The following is a 20,113-nucleotide window of genomic DNA, read 5'->3' as shown; positions in this document are numbered from 1 at the left end:
TGTATCACCTCACAAAACTAGGCTGGTCTGATGTGTTACTTCTTGAGCGCTCCGAGCTGACGTCCGGCTCTACATGGCATGCTGCGGGCGGGTTTCACACGCTGAACGGCGACACGAACATGGCAGCGCTACAGGGCTATACCATCAAATTGTACCGCGAGCTGGAAGAGATCACCGGCATGTCGTGTGGGTTGCATCACGTCGGCGGCGTGACCTTGGCCGATAACAAAGACCGCTTTGATATGCTGGTCGCAGAGCGCGCCAAGCACCGCTACATGGGGCTGGAAACCGAGATTGTCGGGCCGGAAGAGATTGCAAAAATCGCACCGATCACCAATATTGACGGCATCGTCGGCGGGCTTTTTGATCCGCTTGACGGCCACCTCGACCCCTCCGGCACCACTCATGCTTACGCCAAAGCCGCGCGCATGGGCGGGGCCACGATCGAGACCCACGTTCGGGTTCTGGAAACCAATCCGCGCGCCGATGGCACTTGGGATGTGGTGACCAACAAGGGCACGATCCACGCCGAACATGTGGTGAATGCAGCGGGGTTATGGGCGCGCGAAGTTGGGGCCATGGCGGGGGCATATATGCCGCTACACCCGATGGAGCATCAGTATTTGGTAACCGAAGAAACGCCCGAAATATACGAGCGCGACGCCGAGCATCCGCATGTGATGGACCCTGCTGGCGAGTCGTATCTGCGCCAAGAAGGCCGTGGCCTTTGCATTGGATTCTACGAGCAACCCTGCCGCCCTTGGGCAATTGATGGCACGCCTTGGGACTTCGGCCACGAGCTTTTGGCCGATGACTTCGACAAGATCGAAGACAGCATCGAATTTGCCTTCAAGCGGTTCCCCGTGCTGGAACGCGCAGGGGTGAAATCCGTGATCCACGGCCCATTTACCTTTGCGCCTGACGGCAATCCTCTGGTTGGCCCCGTACCTGGCCTGCGCAATTATTGGTCGGCTTGCGGCGTTATGGCTGGCTTTAGCCAAGGCGGCGGCGTCGGTTTGATGCTGGCCCAATGGATGATCGAGGGTGAAACCGAACGCGACACTTTCGCCATGGATATCTCGCGCTACGGCGATTGGATCACACCGGGCTACACCCGCCCGAAGGTGATCGAGAATTATCAACGCCGCTTCTCGGTCAGCTACCCGAACGAAGAGCTCCCCGCCGCGCGCCCGCACCGCACAACGCCAATGTATGATATTTTCACCGATATGGGCGCGGTCTGGGGGCAGCAATTCGGCCTTGAGGTCGCCAATTACTTTGCCACTGGCGACGAGCCAACATTCGAGACCCCAAGCTTCCGCCGCTCCGATGCTTTTGAGGCTACGGCGCGCGAAGTCGCTGCGGTTCGTAACGCTGCGGGCATCAATGAGGTGCAGAATTTCGGAAAATTCCGCGTCACCGGACCTGATGCGCGCGCATGGCTTGACCGCCTCATGGCTGGCCGAATTCCCGCAAAGGGCCGCTTGTCACTTACTCCGATGTTGTCGCACAAAGGCCGCCTAATCGGGGATTTCACCGTATCTTGCGCCTCCGAGACCGAATTCTACCTGACCGCATCCTACGGCAGCCAATCCTACCACAAACGCTGGTTCGAGCAGAACGCACAAGACGGCGTATCGGTTGAAAACATCTCGGATCAGCTCACGGGATTTCAAATCGCAGGGCCAAAATCGCGCGAGATACTGCAAGCCTGCACCCGCGATGATGTCGCCGCCATGCGCTTCCTTGATGTCCGCGAGATGACAATCGGGCAAACCGCATGCCGCGTGCAACGGGTCAGCTACACGGGCGATCTGGGCTACGAGATCTACTGCAACCCGATGGATCAGCGCCAATTGTGGCAAACCTTATGGTCAGAAGGCCAGCCCAAAGGCCTCACCCCGTTTGGGATGCGCGCCATGATGTCGCTGCGCCTCGACAAATTCTTTGGCTCGTGGCTGTCAGAGTTTTCACCGGACTATACCGCAGCCGAAACCGGTATGGATCGCTTCATCAGCTTCAAAAAGGACGCAGACTTCATTGGCCGGGAAGCCGCTGAAGCTGAACGTGACACCCCACCAGAGCGCCAACTCTGTGCCTTTGAGGTTGATGCAGATGACGCAGACGTTGTGGCGTACGAGCCGGTTTTCATTGACGGAGAGGTCCAAGGGTTTTGCACATCAGGCGGCTTCGCACATCATTCGAACAAATCCATCGCCTTGGCACTGATCCCGCGCGAACATGCACATGATGGCCTAAAAGTAGAGATAGAAATCCTCGGCCAAATGCGCTCTGCCACACTTATTGTCGAGCCACCATTTGATGCCGATGGTGTCAAAATGCGTGGCTAATTTCTCTTTAGTAAAAATATACCCACCGGATATCTCTCCGGAGGGTATACATAAAACAAACTTTGAAGTGTGCTAGTCTAGCTCTTCAACAATCATCAGATCGCGTTCCGCAGCGCCTTCTGCAAACTTTAATGCCGCCTGATAAGCCTCTGAATAATAACACTCATGTGCGCGTTTTAGGGATGAAAATCGAGCCACAACATTGCGCGCCCGATCATTGCCTTCCAACTGTTCATAGGCGCCATTGCGTGCCAAAAACACGCCGTCATGAGCCGCAATCGCCACTGTCGCACCGGCTGCGTACTTCGCATAGCGATCAGGGTCCGTGACCTTCACATGTGCGATCCATAGGGCTGTAGGCATTCTATCCTCCAATTACGGCTTTTGCCGCGTTAATTGCTGCGTCTGAATTATCCGCGCTCGTGCCGCCGCCTTGGGCCATGGCAGGTCGCCCGCCGCCACCTTTGCCACCCAGCTTTGAAACTGCTGCGCGGACAAGATCGACTGCCGATAATGTCGCGACCAAGTCGTCCGTCACGCCTGCGGCCACTGCAACTTTGTCGCCGGCATCCGCGATCAATAAGACGGCTCCCGTGCCCATGCGCGCTTTGTGCTCGTCGATCAGCGCGGGCAAATCTTTGCCTGAGATGCCGCTTAACACCTGCGCAAAGAAGGCCGTTCCCGAGACATCCTCGTCCGCCACCTGCGCGGCCCCGCCACTCATCGCCAACTCGCGACGTAATTGGGCAACCTCATTGGACAGCGCTTTGCGGTCCTCAAGCAATGCCTTAACCCGGTCTGGCACATCGCTTACGGCGGATTTTAACATCCCTGCCGTTTGCGCAAGCTTCGCGTCCTGCCCGCTCAAATAATCAAACGCAGCCTGACCAGTCAGTGCCTCAATCCGGCGCACACCAGCGCTGGAGGCACTGTCACCCAAAGTTACAAACATGCCGATGTCGCCGGTTTGCTTCACATGGGTGCCGCCGCAAAGTTCTATGGAATAGGTTTGCCCATCAGCCCCTTTTCCAGTTTGCGCGCGCCCCATCGACACAACACGCACCTCATCACCATATTTTTCACCAAACAACGCCTGCGCGCCAATTCCGCGCGCATCATCTGGCGTCATTATCCGTGTCTCGACGGTCGAGTTCTGGCGGATAAACCGGTTCACATCCGCGTCCACCTTACGTAATTCATCGGCCGACAAAGCTTTGTTATGACTGAAATCAAACCTCAAACGGTCTTGAGCATTTAGTGAACCACGTTGTGCGACATGCTCGCCCAATGCCTCGCGCAGTGCTTCATGCAACAGATGTGTCGCTGAGTGGTTGGCGCGAATTGCACTGCGCCGGATCGGGTCTACGACCAGTTCAGCCCCTGTGCCGACGCGCAATTCGCCCTCGGACACGTCGGTGAAATGGATGAATACGCCAGCAGATTTACGCGTCTCAGTGATCGTGCCTGCGCCCGTGTCGGTCTTGATCGTACCGCTATCACCCACCTGCCCGCCGCTTTCAGCGTAGAATGGTGTCTGATTGAAAATGAGTTGAACGCTGTCACCAACCGTGGCCACATTAACCTGCGCGCCATCTTTCATGATTGCCAGCAACTGGCCCTCGGCCACTTCCGTATCGTAGCCCAAGAAGTCAGTCGTGCCATGCCTGTCTGCGACGTCGAACCAAATCGTGCTATCGGCAGCCTCGCCAGAACCCGACCAAGACGCGCGTGCTTTGGCTTTTTGCTCGGCCATAGCGTCGTTAAACCCGTCCACATCAACCCCGCGGCCTTTTTCACGCAAGGCATCTTGGGTAAGATCGAGCGGAAACCCGAAGGTGTCGTAAAGTTTGAAGGCGGCTTTTCCAGGCAGCTCCATACCCTCTGCTAGGCCGGTAAGCTCGTCATCCAGCAACCGCAATCCGCGCTCCAACGTCTGCTTGAAACGGGTCTCTTCGGCGCGAAGCGTCTCCTCGATGAGCGCCTGGGCCTGCCCCAATTCCGGATAAGCCGCTCCCATCTGTTGCACCAGAGAGGGCACCAGTTGGTGCATGACCGGGTCCTTTGCCCCAAGCAAATGCGCATGACGCATAGCCCGACGCATGATCCGGCGCAGCACATATCCGCGCCCGTCATTGGAGGGCATCACACCGTCGGCGATTAAAAACGAGGTGGAGCGCAAATGATCCGCAATCACACGGTGATGTGTTTTGCCCGGGCCGTCAGGATCGCTAGATGTCGCGTTGGCGGAGGCCTCGATCAGGTTACGCATCAAATCGGTGGCATAGTTGTCGTTGGTGCCTTGCAACAGCGCGGCAACCCGCTCGATCCCCATTCCGGTGTCGATTGATTGGTTCGGCAGATCAACCCGTGTGCCGTCCTCGAATTGTTCATATTGCATGAACACAAGGTTCCATATCTCAACGAATCGATCGCCGTCCTCTTCAGGGCTACCCGGTGGGCCGCCCCAAATGTGGTCGCCATGGTCATAAAAAATCTCGGAACATGGCCCACAAGGACCCGTTGGCCCCATCATCCAAAAGTTGTCATCCGTCGCGATGCGGATGATCCGGTCATCCCCAAGCCCTGCAACTTTCTTCCATATCTCGGCAGCTTCATCATCGGTATGATAGACCGTAACGTAGAGCTTTTCTTTTGGAATTTTCAGCTCTTCGGTTAGCATCTGCCACGCATAGTGGATCGCATCAGCCTTAAAGTAATCCCCGAAGCTGAAATTCCCCATCATTTCGAAGAATGTGTGGTGGCGTGCGGTGTAGCCGACGTTATCAAGATCATTATGCTTGCCACCAGCACGTACACATTTTTGCGCTGTTGTCGCGCGGCTGTAATCTCGGGTCTCAACCCCGGTAAACAGGTTTTTAAACTGCACCATGCCGGAGTTGGCAAACATCAAAGTTGGATCGTTGCGCGGCACCAGTGGGCTGGACGGCTGGATGGAATGACCCTGTTTCTCGAAATAGCGCAGGAAGGTCGAGCGGATATCGTTAAGGCTGGGCATAGGGCTCACTTTGCATTGGTTAAACAGCAAATATCCCCCCTCGGCGGGTAGGTAAAGACATGCGTCAACAATTGCAGCTCTGAAATGAAAAAAGGGCTGCCAAAAGGCAGCCCAAATCCATTTTGATTTTAACGTGACCAAGCCGCGAGACTAAGTTCGGTGTGCCGCTAGGGCTAATCTTCAACCAACCCGTCATCATTTGGCGTATCTGCATTCATTTTCGCAGAGGCCTTCTCAGCAGCAGCTAAATCAAATTCCAATCCATGCGCAGCACGAATTTTATCCTCAATACCCAAGGCAATATGGCTGTTTTCCCTTAGGAAAGTTTTGGCGTTTTCACGGCCCTGACCAATTCGATCATCACCGTAACTGAACCATGAGCCCGACTTATCAACGACACCAGCCTTGACGCCAAGGTCCAGAAGCTCGCCCATTTTAGAGATACCCTCGCCGTACATAATATCAAATTCAACTTGCTTGAACGGCGGAGCCACCTTATTTTTCACGACTTTAACGCGGGTTTGATTTCCGACCACCTCGTCGCGGTCTTTTATTGCTCCGATACGGCGGATGTCTAAACGCACCGAGGAATAGAACTTCAAGGCGTTGCCGCCTGTCGTGGTCTCCGGGCTGCCAAACATAACGCCGATTTTCATCCTAATTTGGTTAATGAAAATAACTGTACAATTTGATCGAGCAATTGAGCTCGTTAATTTACGCATTGCTTGGCTCATCAAACGAGCATGGACACCAACCGAGCTGTCACCCATATCACCTTCAAGCTCGGATTTTGGCGTCAAAGCTGCAACCGAGTCAATTACGATCATGTTAACTGCACTTGAGCGTACCAGTGTATCGACAATTTCCAGTGCCTGCTCGCCAGTATCAGGTTGCGAAATCAGTAACTCGCTTAAATCCACGCCAAGTTTGCGCGCGTACATCGGATCCAATGCGTGTTCAGCATCCACAAAAGCACAGACCCCACCAGATTTTTGCGCCTCAGCAACACAATGAAGCGTCAAAGTCGTCTTCCCCGACGACTCTGGGCCGTAAATTTCAACGACCCGTCCCTTTGGTAGGCCGCCTATCCCAAGGGCAATATCCAACCCGAGAGAACCAGTCGAGGTTGCCTCGATCTCTTGAATGGCATTTTCACCACCCAGCTTCATAATGGATCCCTTGCCAAATTGACGCTCAATCTGGGCCAGCGCTGAATCTAGCGCCTTTTGTTTGTTGGATTGGTCTTTTGGGTTCATTTTCAGGAGTTCTGCTGTTGCCATGGTTTCCGCCCTTATTTCACACTGCCATTAGCGCGGCAATGGGTGCTTATGTTCGCCTGTTGTTCCCGTTGTATGAGCACAAAAAGAGAACATTTCAAGTAAATTCTTTAAACATCTTTCAACGCTTTTCGTTAAAGTTTGGTTTAAGTGGCTCAGAAATCTGCTACACACCTTATAAGATGATGATTTTCTTTAAAGAACGACTGGTTTTTCTCGCGGTTCCAAAAACGGGTACTTCTGCGATCGAGCGCGCGCTTAGCTCTCGTGTTTCTGTTCTTTTTCGTGATCCACCAGGCCTGAAGCATACAAATGCGCGTGGATTTGAAAAAAACTATCGCAACCTATTTGAGCGGAAGAACTTAAAATCACTAGAAACAATGGCCGTTATGCGCGACCCCCTTGACTGGCTTGGAAGTTGGTATCGGTATCGTCGACGCGATGCCCTCTCCGGGCACCCAAACAGCACTGAAAATGTTAGCTTCGACCAGTTTGTCGAAGCATATCTATTGGATGTGAAACCACCCTTTGCCGATATTGGATCTCAGGGGCGCTTTGTGACGGATGACAGTGGGGATTTATTGGTAAACCATTTATTTTCATACAATGACTTACCAGTTGCAATCGAGTTCTTATCAAACCGTTTGAAGGTGCCAATCGAGTTAAACGTACTCAATAAGTCCCCGGAGAAGACCCTAAAATTATCAGATAACTTGGTTTCACAGGTACACAGCGCTCTCCACTTAGACTTCCAAATATTTGAAGCCTTGAAGGATGGTCCATTATCCATATCGTGATGCTTTAAGGGTGTGTCAGGTTACGGCTTTAACTCCAATTAGGCCGCATTCACATGGCGCCGAACCGTCGTGGTCAATTCATCGAGGGAGAATGGTTTTGGCAGAAATACGGAGTTCGGAACGGATGATTGTTCGTCGATTGTATTGCCGTCTGCATAGCCAGACATAAAGACAACCCTCAAGTCTGGACGGTCTTGACGAGCTAGCTTAACCCAAGTTGGGCCATCCATGCCCGGCATGATAACGTCGGTCAAGATTACATCAACGTCCAGTTCTTTGTCGTCTAGCATGCTGAGTGCCGCTTCTGCGCAATCGGCCTCAATAACTTGGAAGCCACGGTGTTGAAGCGCACGGCTGGCAAACGCTCGAACCGGAGCTTCATCCTCAACGAGCAATACAATTCCTCCTGCGAGTCCAGGTTCTATTGCCGGAGATAAAACTTCCTCCGTGGCAAGAGTTTTAGCGACCGGTCGATCGTGTGTCGGGAAATAGATTGAAAAAACTGTTCCCTGTCCTAAATCGCTATCGGCAAAGATAAAGCCGCCGGACTGTTTGATAATCCCATACGCAGTTGAAAGACCAAGCCCAGTTCCGTCACCAGTTTTCTTCGTTGTATAAAAGGGTTCAAATATTTTCGGCAACTTATCAATTGGAATCCCGCAGCCGTCATCACTCACCTTCACAAGAACATAATCACCAGCCGGAACTACCGCACGGTCTCTTTTTAATTCAGATGTTAGGTTGATATTACGGGTTTCAATTACGATCTCACCATTGCCACCAAGCGCATCGCGTGCATTTACGACCAGATTCATGAGAACTTGCTCTAACTGCCTTCGATCAGCCTTCACGGACATTAAATTGGGGTCATGTGAAAGGGTAAGGGAAATTTGCGCGCCAACCAATCTGTTCAACAAATGTGTTAGGTCAGAGAGCGTGTCACGCATATCCAATATTTCTAGCTGAAGGTTCTGCTTGCGTGAGAATGCCAGCAATTGCCCCACGAGTGAAGCTGCTCGGTTTGCGTTTTGGTTAATTTGTTCAAGATCTGCATAATCTTGGTCTCCTGCGTCATGGCGTAACATCAAGAGATCGCAGTGGCCCGAAATTGCCGTCAAAAGGTTATTGAAATCATGTGCCACGCCGCCTGCCAATTGACCAATCGCCTGCATCTTTTGACTTTGAACAAATTGCGCTTCAAGCGACTTCAATTCGGTCGCGTCATTTATTAATGCAATAAGGGATATTTCCCCATTTTGTATGGCCCGCCCCAGTGTAACCTGAATATAAACCTCATCCGGTCCGCGACGTGATTTCAACACTTCAGGGCGATGCAACCCTTTGCCTTCTGAGGCTTCCGATAACCAATCGGCAACTGGGCGCCCTAGGCCCTCTATCAAATCTGACAACGTTTCAGCCGGGCATTTGTCAAGGCCGAGCAAGTTGCGTGCGAGTCCATTATAGTCTTTCAATCGCCCATCAATTTCGAGTTCTATAAGGGCCACCGGAAAGTCTTCTAGGCGTGTCATTGCTGCCGAAGTCGTTGCAGCTTCCGCATCGGACGTCGGGGCCATAAAGTATTCAGTTCGCCCAAGGTTAGAGGGTAAAATGATGGCTAACGCATCAATGGGACCATCAACACCATTGAGAACTGTATTCTGTCCACTTACCGTAGGCTGATCAACGAATAAATCGTCCAAGGATTTGGCCCGAGCGCCGACGAGTTTGCGCATGGCATCATTCATAAACAATACAGCCCCAGACCCACCAATCGTAAACATTGGCAAAGAGAGCCTGTCCGCCGGGTGGCCAGATGCGCTCTGCTCCACGGGGTAATGCACGCGCCAAATCAAATCTTCTGTGTCCGCAATCCGATGCACAGCCAATCGAAACCGCCCATGTCGCGTCACGACGTCTTCAAAGGCTGTATCTACTTTATAAGCCTTGGCTTGCAGCCTAAACACAATTGCGCTGGCGTTGCTCAAGAATTGCCCCACGGCTTGGTCAATCGCTTCGCCATTAGAAATCGGTGCTAAATCCCGCGCTGCTAAGTTTTGAGCAAGAATATGGCCCGTGGCATCGGTGACGAAGACGGCATGTTCATCAAATGCAATTAGACCATCAATTGATAGGGTCCCCCTGTCGTCTTTGTGAGTGCCGCGCAGTTTAAGGGTCGTCGCGATCAAACCGAGCGTTAGGCCGCACCCAGCCAGCAAAACCGCCAGTCGCAGGTCAGGGGTCAAGACGCTTGCGAAAGCTGCCAATACAGCAGTCAGGTAAAGAACCGTGATGCGTCGTGTCAGCCCCTTGGTTGCCCTGTTCCAAAAGCTGCCTGCCTTCGCCAGATGGGCCAAATCGCCATACTCCAAAAGAATCATTCCAGTCAAAACTATCGAGCGAAATCCTTAATTCACCCTTAAGATAGTAAACATTCCGAATGTTACTGATCAGAAACTGCGTGTGTCAAGTACGCGACATAGAACCCATCACCACCCTCTAGCGGGGAATAGCGGCGTTGATAGCTACTGCTCCATCCTTTATTTTGATGACAAAACTCTGCAATTTGCGCCTCATTTTCTCGCGAAAAAACCGAACAAGTTACATAAGCTAAGACACCATCTCGGGCCACGAGATTGGAGGCTGCATTCAATATTTCTTGCTGCAAGTTCAATAGATTATGGAAATCCTCTTCAGAGAGGGACCACTTTCCATCTGGCGAGCGCCGCCAAGCGCCGCTGCCGCTGCACGGCACATCACACAAGACCAGATCAAAGGGCGCCGCCTTACGGCAAGAAGCCGTTGATAGAACATCAACTGACAGCCCTGCCCGCTTGGCCCGTGGTGAAAGATCGCGCAGCCGTGCGGGGATTGCATCATGGGCAAAAAGCCTAGCATCGTTTTGGTCTCCGTAGGCCAGCACTTTACCACCGCCGCCGGCGCAGTAATCCAGCATACGCGATGCCTTAGGCAAGCCCAAACAAATGGCCTGTGATGCTACATCTTGCAGCTCAACCAGCCCGTTATTGTAAGCATGGCTGGTAGATATTTTCCTAGGATTTTCAATTACTTCCAAGGCGGTCTTCGCCAGATCGTGCGGAACCGCGACGATACCATCACCTGCAAGCGACTGAATCGCGCCCTGTCGTGAAATTTTTGACAGGTTTACCCGTAGAAAAACGCTGGCACGCACACAAAAAGCTTGAGCCACGGCGAGCGCCTCGTCATTCACAGATGCAATGAGCTCATCCCTTAGCCAGTCGGGCATATTAAATGACATATCCGGCGTCATATGAGGGGTGGCGATTATGGCGCTCTCCTCGGTGGAATTCAACCGCGCGGGTGCATAACCCTCTCCAGTAAATAGCGCCTGCACCTCGAGAAAATCACGGCCCTGTTGTGCATGGCCGACAACCAAGCCCCGCCCAGTCAGCTCTGCACCATATCGCGCGTAAGTGCCACGTTTACGCAAGCAATCGAACACGATATCGCGCACCGCAGCACGATCCTTAGAGCCCGCAAACCGCGACCGGCGCGCCCAATTGGTTAATGCTTTTTCAGCCGCTGAGCCTGCCAAATACTGGTCAAGCACCTCAATAGCGGCTGAAAGGCGTGCTGCGGGGGTCACTTAGCCGATCCGGTAGTTCGGGGATTCACGCGTGATCTGCACGTCATGCACATGGCTTTCCTTTAGCCCTGCCCCGGTGATGCGCACAAAGTTTGCCCGCTCATGCATGTCTGTGATCGTGGCCGATCCTGTATAGCCCATTGAGGCGCGCAAACCGCCAACCAATTGGTGAATAACCGTGCCCGCTGGCCCTTTGTAAGGCACCTGCCCCTCGATGCCCTCAGGCACCAGTTTGTCAGAGGCCGCATCCTTTTGGAAATAACGGTCAGCCGAACCGCGTGCCATCGCCCCAAGCGAGCCCATGCCACGATAGCTTTTAAAGCTACGCCCTTGATACAAAATGATTTCTCCCGGAGATTCGTCCGTGCCAGCAATCATTGATCCGACCATGGCACATGACGCACCTGCGGCAATTGCTTTGGCAAAATCGCCGGAAAATTTGATGCCACCATCCGCAATTATCGGAATATTTCCTGCCCCAGATGCGCAATCCATAATGGCCGTCAATTGGGGAACCCCAACACCTGCAACCATGCGCGTGGTACAGATAGATCCTGGCCCGATACCCACCTTAATTGAATCCGCGCCCGCGCCAATCAGCGCACGCGTGGCTTCCGCGGTGGCCACGTTTCCTGCCATCACCTGAATGTCGCTCGAGATCCTCTTTACCCGCTCAACTGCAATCGCAACGCCCTCAGAATGCCCATGCGCCGTGTCGATCACGACCAGATCAACGCCAGCATCAATCAATGCCTGCGAGCGCTCAAACCCGGCATCACCAACAGTGGTGGCGGCAGCAACCCGTAAGCGCCCCAAATCATCTTTGCAGGCCTGAGGGTTCAAAACAGCTTGTTCAAGGTCTTTCAGCGTCAAAAGCCCGGTCAATTTGCCATTTCCGTCAACGACCAGAAGCTTCTCGATCCGGCGCGCCTCCATTAAAGATTTGGCCTCGCCCAGATCAGCAGGTTCGCGCAGCATGGCAAGATTGTCACTAGACATCATCGCCGACACCGGTGTCGCGTCATCCGAAGCAAAGCGCATGTCGCGGTTGGTCACGATGCCCAGCACATGACCTTTTTCATTGACCACTGGGAAGCCGGACACTTTGTAGCGCTCTTGCAGCGCCTTGGCATCGGCCAATGTCTGATTGGCGCTCAATGTGATCGGACTATAGACAATACCGCTCTCGAACCGCTTCACGCGGCGCACTTGGCGCGCTTGCTCTTCCACGTCCAAGTTGCGGTGAATAACGCCCATGCCACCAGCTTGCGCCATGGCAATCGCCATGCGGGCCTCGGTCACAGTGTCCATTGCTGACGACAGCAACGGGATATTCATCGCAATAGATTGGGTCACAAAAGTGCGCGTATCAGCCGTTGATGGCAGCACGTTGGATGCGCCTGGAACAAGCAAAACATCGTCAAAGGTAAGGGCCTCGCGAATCTCCATGGGGTACTCCTTGGGGAGGGTTCGTTTGGCAGTTTCCTATTTCATGGATTTGGCCCGTGCGAAAGGGGGGAATTTATGCCAAACGCATTCAACCCCGCAAGGAACGTAAAATATGCCCACTATTTTGGTCGATGCCGACGCCTGCCCCGTCAAAGAGGAAATCTTTAAGGTCGCCTACCGCCTGAATATTCCCGTCACCTTGGTCGCCAATAGCTACCTGCGCCTGCCAAACCACCCACTGCTGAGCATGCAAGTTGTCTCTGACGGGTTTGACGCCGCCGATGATTGGATCGCCGATACCGCCACCCCCTCTTGCGTGGTCATTACTGCTGATATCTTGTTGGCAGGGCGTTGCATTGAGGTTGGCGCCACAGTGCTAGGCCCCACGGGCAAGCCATTCAACACCTCCAATATAGGCGGGGCAATCGCCACGCGGGCCATCATGGCCGATCTGCGCGCAGGCCTAGAGCAAACCTCCGGCCCGGCCCCCTTCTCAGGCAAAGACCGCTCCAACTTTCTAAACGCATTGGACCGCGAGCTTACCCGGCTGCTGCGCAGCTAAATTGCGGCTTTCCAAAGTGATAATTTGACCAACCCGAGCACAGGCGATATTGCTAGCAAAAAGGAATTGAGCATGGCCCAACATACAGGTTTTATCGGCGGCACTTTGCGTCCGCTAAGGGAGTTTTTTCGCTGGAAGAGGCGCAACTTTGGTGCGCAAAGCCCTCAATTCATAAAAGAAAAAGTGTTCAAGAGACACGGCGTCCCCGGTGGAACGTGGATCGAAACAGGCACCTTTAAAGGGGACACAACTAAGTTTCTTTCAAGCCTAGGTGGCAACGTCCATACCATTGAGCCTGCGCAAAAGTACTATGATCGGGCGGTGAAAAAATTTGCGGCCAAGAGCAACATCACGGTCCATAATGGCACAAGTGAACAAATATTACCCAAGCTCTTACCGAGCCTGTCCGGCGACATGAATTTCTGGTTCGATGGCCATTACTCGGCCGGTTCAACTTTTCAAGGTGAAACTGATTGCCCCGTTCTGGTCGAGTTGCAAACGCTTGATGCCAATCGCGGCAACTACGGGCAAGTCACTGTAATGATTGATGATGTTCGTTGCTTTGGCACCGATGACCCGGCCTATAGCGATTACCCGTCACTGGATGCATTGGTCGACTGGGCCCGCAGTCATAACATGGCATGGACAATCGAGCATGATATATTCATAGCCAAAACGACCTAGGCACCACGCCCCTTAAAGCCTTGAGCCACAACAAACTTCTCGGAGCTACCCTGACGGCTGGCTCCGGGTTTGAAATTCGCCACCTTCGTAAATTTTTGCTTCAAGATATGCTGCAATTCCCCTTCAGCCCCACCGGCAAGAACCTTGGCGACGAAAACGCCGCCCTCTTCCAGCACGTCGAAGGAAAAGTAAGCCGCGGCCTCGCAAAGGGCGATGATGCGTAAGTGGTCGGTCTGCTTGTGGCCACAGGAGGCCGCCGCCATGTCACTCATCACAACATCGGCAGTGCCTCCTATCCATTCCTTAACCTGATCATCAGCCCCCTCGTCGAGGAAATCCAGCACATGAATTTCCGCGCCCGGAACATGCTCGACCTCCTGCAAGTCCACCCCCAGAACATAACCCTGAGCCTTCCCAGCCCGCTCACCAAGTGCGTTCACCCGCTTGGCCGCGACCTGACACCAACCACCCGGCGCACAACCAAGATCCACGATCCGCTTCCCGGGCAGCAAAAACCGGTACTTGTCGTCAATCTCCGAGATTTTATAAGCCGCACGTCCGCGCATACCCTCGGCATTGGCCCGCTTCACATAGGGGTCATTCAACTGCCGTTGCAGCCACAATGTAGACGATAGCGTACGCCCCCGCGCGGATTTCACCTTAACCTTAAGCTCACGCTGCCCGCGCCCCGAGGTGTTTCCGCTTTTGCCGCCTTTAGGTCCGGTGGGTGATTTGGCCATGACACTCATCTTCTTTGTTCTTTAAAATACGGGCTATAACGACGCAAACCACCAACAGCAACGGCGCAGGTTTAATAGGGGCCTTCCTCAAGCACCCCGTCACTCGACATTTGGGCATAAAGCAGCCCCTCGCGAAGCCCACGATCAGCCACCGACAAACGATCCGTTGGCCAGACCCGCAGCAAGGCTTGCAAAATCGCAGCCCCCGACATGATCAACGCATGGCGATCCTTGCCAATACGCGGGTCAGCGCGGCGCCCCTCCGGCCCCATATGCAAATACTCCTGAATCACCCGGTCAATTTGATCCGAAGTCATCCGCAGCCCGTCTACTTTATTGCGGTCATAGCGCTTTAACCCCAGATGAGACGCGGCCACAGTCGTGACCGTCCCCGAGGTTCCCACAATCTGAAATCCGTCGCGCACTTGATCGGCGTCAATATAGGGGGTGAACTCGGCCAGGTTTTCTTCAAAGAACCACGACATAAGGGCAAACCGCGCCCCATCATCATCCACGTCATTAAATTGATCGCGCAGGGTCGCAACGCCCAAGGGCACGGAAATCCAGTCCACCACCTTGGCTGCCGGAAATTCGCTGTCCTTGGGGTCAAACCCGGTGTGCAGCCGCATGATAGCGCGAGGCCGGTCCACCTTGGGAACACGGCTCAGGTCGATCCAAACCAATTCGGTCGAGCCACCGCCAATATCAACCACCAGCAATTGCTCGGTATTGACCGAGACCAGCGGTGCACAGGAAATCACCGCAAAGCGCGCTTCCTCTTCGGGCTTGATAATCTCCAACTCCAACCCGGTCTCGCGGGTTACCAGTTTGATGAACTCACTTGCATTACTCGCGCGTCGGCAAGCCTCGGTCGCGACCAAGCGCATGCGCTTAACATTATGATGGCGCAGCTTTTTCTGGCAAATCTTCAAGGCCCCAACAGTGCGCGCCATCGAATTGCGCGACAGTTTTCCCGTGCTCTCCAGCCCGGCCCCAAGCTGGACAGATTTGGAAAAGCTATCGACCACATGAAATTGGCTGCCCTTGGGCTGCGCAACTAACATGCGACAAGAGTTCGTGCCTAAATCCAGCGCCGCATACAGATCGGCTGAATCAGGTTTGCCCGCTGGTGCAGGCGTGGTCGCGGGCCGCGCGGTCGGCACAAGGGCCGGTTTGACGAACGGGCCCGCGCTGTGCGGCGGATATTTCGCCATGGCGCAGGGCCTCCTAATACAGGGTTATCAACAACGTAGGAGCGCGCGGCCCCTGACGCAAGCAAAGCCTTGCCTCAATTTCATAAAAACCATGAAAATTTCGAGCCCTCCACGCGCTGGCCTAATAGGGCAATCCTGCCTAGCAAGGGGGCAAATATTCTTGGGTCGTTCACATTCGATCAAATGTCGAAAACACGCCTCGCTCCAGTGCGCCAGTGATCTACTATAAAACGCACAGGCTTCATTAAGGAAACTAAGCTATGCCCGACGTTACCATCGTTTACTGGCGCGATATTCCGGCTCAAGTCATCGTGGGCAAAGGGCGCCGCGCCCATAAAGTTCAACTGGAAGAACGCTTCGAGCAAGCCATTGATCGTGCCGCCATGAAGGTCGGGGCCAAGGATGCGGACGCCTATTTGGCCGATTGGCGCAAAGCCAGCCCCTACCCTGTCGATGGCGAGCCTCAAGATGTCGCAAAAGCCGAAGCGGTGCGCCTTGAGGCAGAATACGACACGGACAGGATCAAGCAGCTCATCGCGAACGATGGCAATGCCGCCTGATCCACTTGGAATGCGCATAAGGGAGGGGCTCATGGCCTTGCTGAATTTCAAACGCTCCGCTGTGTCGGATGAGGGTCCTGTTAATCCGCAGGTGGAAAGCTTCTTGCAAGATTACTCCATCGAGGTGATGCCGCGCACGGCCCAAAAGGTCGAAAACTTTCGCGCGCTACTGCCCGAAGGCACCCGTGTTTACGTGGCCCATATTGAGGGCACCCCGATCGAGGATATGGTCGCCACCGCGGCTCGTCTGGCGCGCGACGGCTACACTGTCATGCCACATTTCCCTGCGCGCATTATCAAAGACAAGGCCATGCTCGCCGATTGGATTGCCCGCTACCAAGGCGAGGCTGACGTCAAGCAAGCCCTGTTGCTTGCAGGCGGTGTGGCGCAGCCACATGGCGACTTCCATTCCTCCATGCAGCTATTAGAAACCGGGCTGTTCGGTGAAGCTGGCTTCACCCGCTTGCATGTTGCAGGCCACCCTGAAGGCAATCGCGACATTGACCCGAATGGCGGGATGAAGATCGTCGATGAAGCTCTTGCTTGGAAACAAAAATTTTCCGATACATCGGATGCCAAAATGGCACTTGCGACACAGTTTGCCTTTGAGGCGGACCCGATTATCGCATGGGCCAATTCAATCAAAGCAGCAGGCCTCGAGCTGCCCGTTCATATTGGCATTGCAGGCCCCGCAAAACTGCAAACGCTGATTAAATTCGCCATTGCCTGCGGCGTTGGCCCCTCCCTAAAAGTGCTGCAAAAGCGTGCGATGGATGTGACCAAACTGCTGCTGCCCTATGAGCCGACCGAGGTGTTAACCAAATTAGCCGCTCACAAGGCCGCAAATCCTGATTTCAACATTGAATCCGTGCACTTCTTCCCGCTGGGCGGTATCAAGACCAACGCCAATTGGGCCATCAAACACGGTGGCGCATCCGCAGCCCCGGCAGAGCAACACTAAAGAGGATTAAGAATGACCCGTACCATTATAGAATCAAAGACAAAAACTACTGTTATTGGCTTTGATGAGCCGTTTTGCGTTATTGGCGAACGGATCAATCCCACGGGTCGCAAAATTCTCAACGAAGAGCTGGAACGCGGTGATTTTTCCCGCGTTGTGGCCGACGCCATTGCGCAGGCGGCTGCGGGCGCCAATGTGCTTGATATTAACTCTGGCGCGGTGTTTTCCAACAAAATGGCCGAAGATCCGCGCTATGCCGACAACAACTTTGTCGAGCCGGCCTTGATGAAAGAACTTGTCGAGCGCGTTCAAGCCGTTGTTGATATCCCGCTGTGCATTGACAGCTCGGTTCCCGGCGCGCTGGAAAACGGCCTTGCTGCTGCCGAAGGCCGTCCCTTGCTGAACTCGGTCACCGGCGAGGAAGAGCGCCTGGAGTTGGTCTTGCCGCTGGTGAAGAAATACAACGTCCCCGTCGTGGCAATCTCCAATGATGACACTGGCATCTCGGAAGACCCCGATGTGCGTTTTGCAGTCGCCAAGAAAATCGTCGAGCGCGCCGCCGATTTCGGCATTCCGGCGCATGACATCGTGGTGGACCCGCTGGTGATGCCCATTGGTGCGATGGGCACTGCGGGTTTGCAGGTTTTCACCTTGGTGCGCCGCCTGCGCGAGGAACTTGGAGTAAACACGACCTGTGGAGCCTCCAATATCTCGTTCGGCCTGCCCAACCGTCACGGCATCAACAACGCCTTCCTGCCCATGGCCATGGGCGCGGGCATGACCAGCGCGATCATGAACCCGATTGCATTGCCTGTTGGCCCCAAGAAGATGCAAGAAAAGCTGGATGCATTGGCGGCAGCAGGCATTATTGTTCCCGATGATATTGATCCGGAATTACTGGCATATCTGACGGGTATGGGATCAACCAAGCCGCAATCTGGTCGCGAAATGGAAGCCATCCGCGCCGCTAATTTCTTGATGAACCAAGACCCATCCGGCGGCGCTTGGATCACCGCCAACAAGCCCAAAAATGCCGATGGCAGTGCCGCCAGTGCCCGCGGTGGCCGCAGCGGCGGTCGTCGCCGTCGAGGCTAAGTCAGGGACAATTAGGCACCGCCCAACTGCAATGGATGGCGGAGCGCCATATTTCACTTTTCCTGCCCGCCTATATTCGGCAAGCTCTAGGGGTATTTTATCTAGGAGCTTTGCCCATGTCCTTTGTCCGCCGATTAAAATTTCAACTGGAGCGCCCGCGCGAAGATCGCCCGTTTGGTAGTGGCTGGTTGTCTGGCGGAGGTGCGCTTTTGGCGGGCCTCACCGCTGCGGCACTTCTGGCGGTCATGTATTTTCCGGGGCTATTTTCCACCCCTGACCTCTCAAAAGTCATCACGCAAGCACATCTACAATTTCTCCTTCAAGTGGTATTACTTCTGGGCTACGCCTTCGCGTTGCTGTCCCTCTTGCTTTCGCGCGATAAAATCCTTGGCTGGACCGCATTGTTTCTCATTGTCATCACCTCGCTAATCGGAGCGCCCGATGACAGCTCCACCCTAACCGCGCCACTCTTTTTTGGCCTAGATTTCTTTATCCTAAACGTCGTGTTCCTTGGTTTTCTCTTTGTGCCGCTAGAGCGCTACTTCCCACAAGATGATGATCAGACGGTCTTTCGCCCCGAGTGGCAAGAAGACATGTTTTACTATCTGGTATCATCCCTGATGGTCCAAGTTCTGACCTTTTTGACATTGATGCCATCCAATTTAATCACCAGCTACATCAATATGGGGCCGATACAGGAGTGGGTTTTCACCCTGCCCTTTGCAGTGCAGATGTTCGCAATCTTAGTGTTCTCGGATTTCGTACAATACTGGGTGCATCGGCTGTTCCATACGATCCCGGCCCTGTGGCGCTTTCATGCGGTACACCATTCTGCAAAGCACCTCGACTGGCTCGCTGGCTCGCGCATGCATTTCATTGAAATCGCGGTCCTGCGTAGTGTCACGGCCATCCCGATGTTTACTCTGGGATTCGATCCGGCGGCCATTCAAGCCTATGTGCTGATTGTATATTTCTACTCTCATTTCATCCACTCCAACATCGGCTGGAACCTGAAACCCGTCGAAAAACTCCTCGCCACCCCACGCTTTCATCACTGGCATCACGGGGCCGAGCGCGAAGCCATCGACGTCAATTACGCCATCCACTTCCCTATTTTGGATCGCTTATTTGGGACCTACCACATGCCAGAAGGCCGCTGGCCCAAACGATACGGTGTGGCAGGAGAGCAAGTCCCACGCGGCTTTGTGCGCCAGTTCATTCACCCGTTCACCAAGAAAAAGGTGCCAGCTCCAAAAACTACGACAACGAAATAGTCGAAACTTCACATTTTATGGCTGGCCCCGCGGCTTTGACCCGGGGCCAGCTTTTGGGTCGCTATGCCCTCGCAGGCACCAATGCGTCTGCCTTCCAAACCGGCCACAACAAAAGCCCAAGAAAGGGGATGTTGCCGACCACATTAAGCGGGGCCGCAGCCAGCAGCGATCCTGTGCTGTCGGCAACAAACCACGTCACCGCGCCGACAATTAGCAACTTGCGAACCACTTGCGGCGCTTCTCGACATGGCGCCCCTGCTGCCGCAAGCCAGATAGAACCGAGCCCCACAATCACACCACCTGATATGGCCAGCATCAATCTTGCCACTGGCGCGGTGCCGTCCTCAGCCCCGTCAACCGGCCAGATCACAACGTCGGCGAATAGCATTGCTGGAAGGTTTAGCATCGGCAAGGCGGCCAATGCGAAGTTTATGCCCATTATCAGGTTCGCTATGCCCACGATCTTTAGTCTGCGGCTCATCGTTTCAATATCCATCGGTCTGGTCTC

Annotated in this window: 17 protein-coding genes; 8 read left to right on the top strand and 9 right to left on the bottom strand. The window is 54.0% G+C overall.

What is annotated here, in order from left to right; genetic code table 11:
• On the top strand, positions 1–2,351 hold a 2,351-nt coding region (locus AC3Y7R_RS03110), incomplete at its 5' end, for a GcvT family protein (RefSeq protein WP_490040541.1).
• Positions 2,352–2,423: 72 nt separating this feature from the next.
• On the opposite strand, the gene AC3Y7R_RS03105 is transcribed toward AC3Y7R_RS03110, so the two are convergent.
• From AC3Y7R_RS03105 to recA, 3 genes are all read right to left on the bottom strand, one after another.
• Complete coding sequence (locus tag AC3Y7R_RS03105) at positions 2,424–2,714, bottom strand: DUF1330 domain-containing protein (RefSeq protein ID WP_490040540.1); 291 nt, start codon at positions 2,712–2,714, stop codon at positions 2,424–2,426.
• 1 nt (position 2,715) lies between these two features.
• Positions 2,716–5,367 (bottom strand): alanine--tRNA ligase, encoded by a 2,652-nt coding sequence (gene alaS / locus AC3Y7R_RS03100; RefSeq protein ID WP_490040539.1) that lies wholly within the window; start codon positions 5,365–5,367, stop codon positions 2,716–2,718.
• A 173-nt stretch (positions 5,368–5,540) separates the two neighbouring features.
• A complete protein-coding gene (gene recA / locus AC3Y7R_RS03095) occupies positions 5,541–6,647 on the bottom strand; it encodes a recombinase RecA (protein ID WP_490040538.1) in 1,107 nt (368 codons plus the stop codon).
• 38 nt (positions 6,648–6,685) lie between these two features.
• On the opposite strand from recA, the gene AC3Y7R_RS03090 reads away from it, so the two are divergent.
• Positions 6,686–7,441: a gamma-glutamyl kinase gene (locus AC3Y7R_RS03090; protein WP_490040537.1), complete on the top strand. Its 756-nt coding sequence runs from the start codon at positions 6,686–6,688 to the stop codon at positions 7,439–7,441.
• Between the two features lie 38 nt (positions 7,442–7,479).
• Here the strand turns inward: AC3Y7R_RS03090 and AC3Y7R_RS03085 are convergent, their stop codons facing one another.
• The 3 genes from AC3Y7R_RS03085 to guaB all read right to left on the bottom strand — a co-directional run bounded on the left by AC3Y7R_RS03085 (position 7,480) and on the right by guaB (position 12,515).
• Positions 7,480–9,810 carry a hybrid sensor histidine kinase/response regulator gene (locus tag AC3Y7R_RS03085; RefSeq protein WP_490040536.1) on the bottom strand — a complete coding sequence of 777 codons (2,331 nt, stop codon included), beginning with the start codon at positions 9,808–9,810 and terminating at the stop codon, positions 7,480–7,482.
• Positions 9,811–9,881: 71 nt separating this feature from the next.
• On the bottom strand, positions 9,882–11,066 hold the full coding sequence (locus tag AC3Y7R_RS03080; protein ID WP_490040535.1) for an RsmB/NOP family class I SAM-dependent RNA methyltransferase: 1,185 nt from the start codon (positions 11,064–11,066) through the stop codon (positions 9,882–9,884).
• Positions 11,067–12,515 (bottom strand): IMP dehydrogenase, encoded by a 1,449-nt coding sequence (guaB, locus tag AC3Y7R_RS03075; RefSeq protein WP_490040534.1) that lies wholly within the window; start codon positions 12,513–12,515, stop codon positions 11,067–11,069.
• Positions 12,516–12,627: 112 nt separating this feature from the next.
• Between guaB and AC3Y7R_RS03070 the strand changes: the two genes are divergently transcribed.
• Together AC3Y7R_RS03070 and AC3Y7R_RS03065 are read left to right on the top strand one after the other, a co-directional pair.
• Positions 12,628–13,077: a YaiI/YqxD family protein gene (locus tag AC3Y7R_RS03070; protein WP_490040533.1), complete on the top strand. Its 450-nt coding sequence runs from the start codon at positions 12,628–12,630 to the stop codon at positions 13,075–13,077.
• Positions 13,078–13,149: 72 nt separating this feature from the next.
• The gene (locus AC3Y7R_RS03065) at positions 13,150–13,761 is read left to right on the top strand and encodes a class I SAM-dependent methyltransferase (RefSeq protein WP_490040532.1); all 612 of its coding nucleotides are present in this window, start codon (positions 13,150–13,152) and stop codon (positions 13,759–13,761) included.
• On the opposite strand, the gene AC3Y7R_RS03060 is transcribed toward AC3Y7R_RS03065, so the two are convergent.
• Both AC3Y7R_RS03060 and AC3Y7R_RS03055 read right to left on the bottom strand, forming a co-directional pair.
• Complete coding sequence (locus tag AC3Y7R_RS03060; protein WP_490040531.1) at positions 13,758–14,501, bottom strand: RlmE family RNA methyltransferase; 744 nt, start codon at positions 14,499–14,501, stop codon at positions 13,758–13,760. The genes AC3Y7R_RS03065 and AC3Y7R_RS03060 overlap by 4 nt on opposite strands.
• Positions 14,502–14,572: 71 nt before the next feature.
• On the bottom strand, positions 14,573–15,715 hold the full coding sequence (locus AC3Y7R_RS03055) for a Ppx/GppA phosphatase family protein (RefSeq protein ID WP_490040530.1): 1,143 nt from the start codon (positions 15,713–15,715) through the stop codon (positions 14,573–14,575).
• A gap of 260 nt (positions 15,716–15,975) precedes the next feature.
• Here AC3Y7R_RS03055 and AC3Y7R_RS03050 point away from each other — a divergent pair, with 260 nt between their 5' ends.
• From AC3Y7R_RS03050 to AC3Y7R_RS03035, 4 genes are all read left to right on the top strand, one after another.
• A complete protein-coding gene (locus AC3Y7R_RS03050; RefSeq protein ID WP_490040529.1) occupies positions 15,976–16,275 on the top strand; it encodes a virulence factor in 300 nt (99 codons plus the stop codon).
• Between the two features lie 31 nt (positions 16,276–16,306).
• On the top strand, positions 16,307–17,236 hold the full coding sequence (locus AC3Y7R_RS03045; RefSeq protein WP_490040528.1) for a methylenetetrahydrofolate reductase: 930 nt from the start codon (positions 16,307–16,309) through the stop codon (positions 17,234–17,236).
• Between the two features lie 12 nt (positions 17,237–17,248).
• Positions 17,249–18,331, top strand: a complete 1,083-nt coding sequence (locus AC3Y7R_RS03040) for a dihydropteroate synthase (RefSeq protein ID WP_490040527.1) — start codon at positions 17,249–17,251, stop codon at positions 18,329–18,331.
• 116 nt (positions 18,332–18,447) lie between these two features.
• Entirely contained in the window at positions 18,448–19,605 is a 1,158-nt protein-coding gene (locus tag AC3Y7R_RS03035; RefSeq protein WP_490040526.1) for a sterol desaturase family protein, read from the top strand.
• Positions 19,606–19,666: 61 nt separating this feature from the next.
• Here the strand turns inward: AC3Y7R_RS03035 and AC3Y7R_RS03030 are convergent, their stop codons facing one another.
• Positions 19,667–20,086, bottom strand: coding sequence for a hypothetical protein (locus tag AC3Y7R_RS03030; RefSeq protein WP_490040525.1), 420 nt, complete (start codon positions 20,084–20,086; stop codon positions 19,667–19,669).
• Between the last annotated feature and the right edge of the window lie 27 nt (positions 20,087–20,113).

The sequence above is a fragment of the Litoreibacter sp. genome, assembly GCF_058136045.1.
The sequence above is the reverse complement of the archived record's forward strand: the minus strand, read 5'-3'. Positions and strand labels throughout refer to the sequence as shown.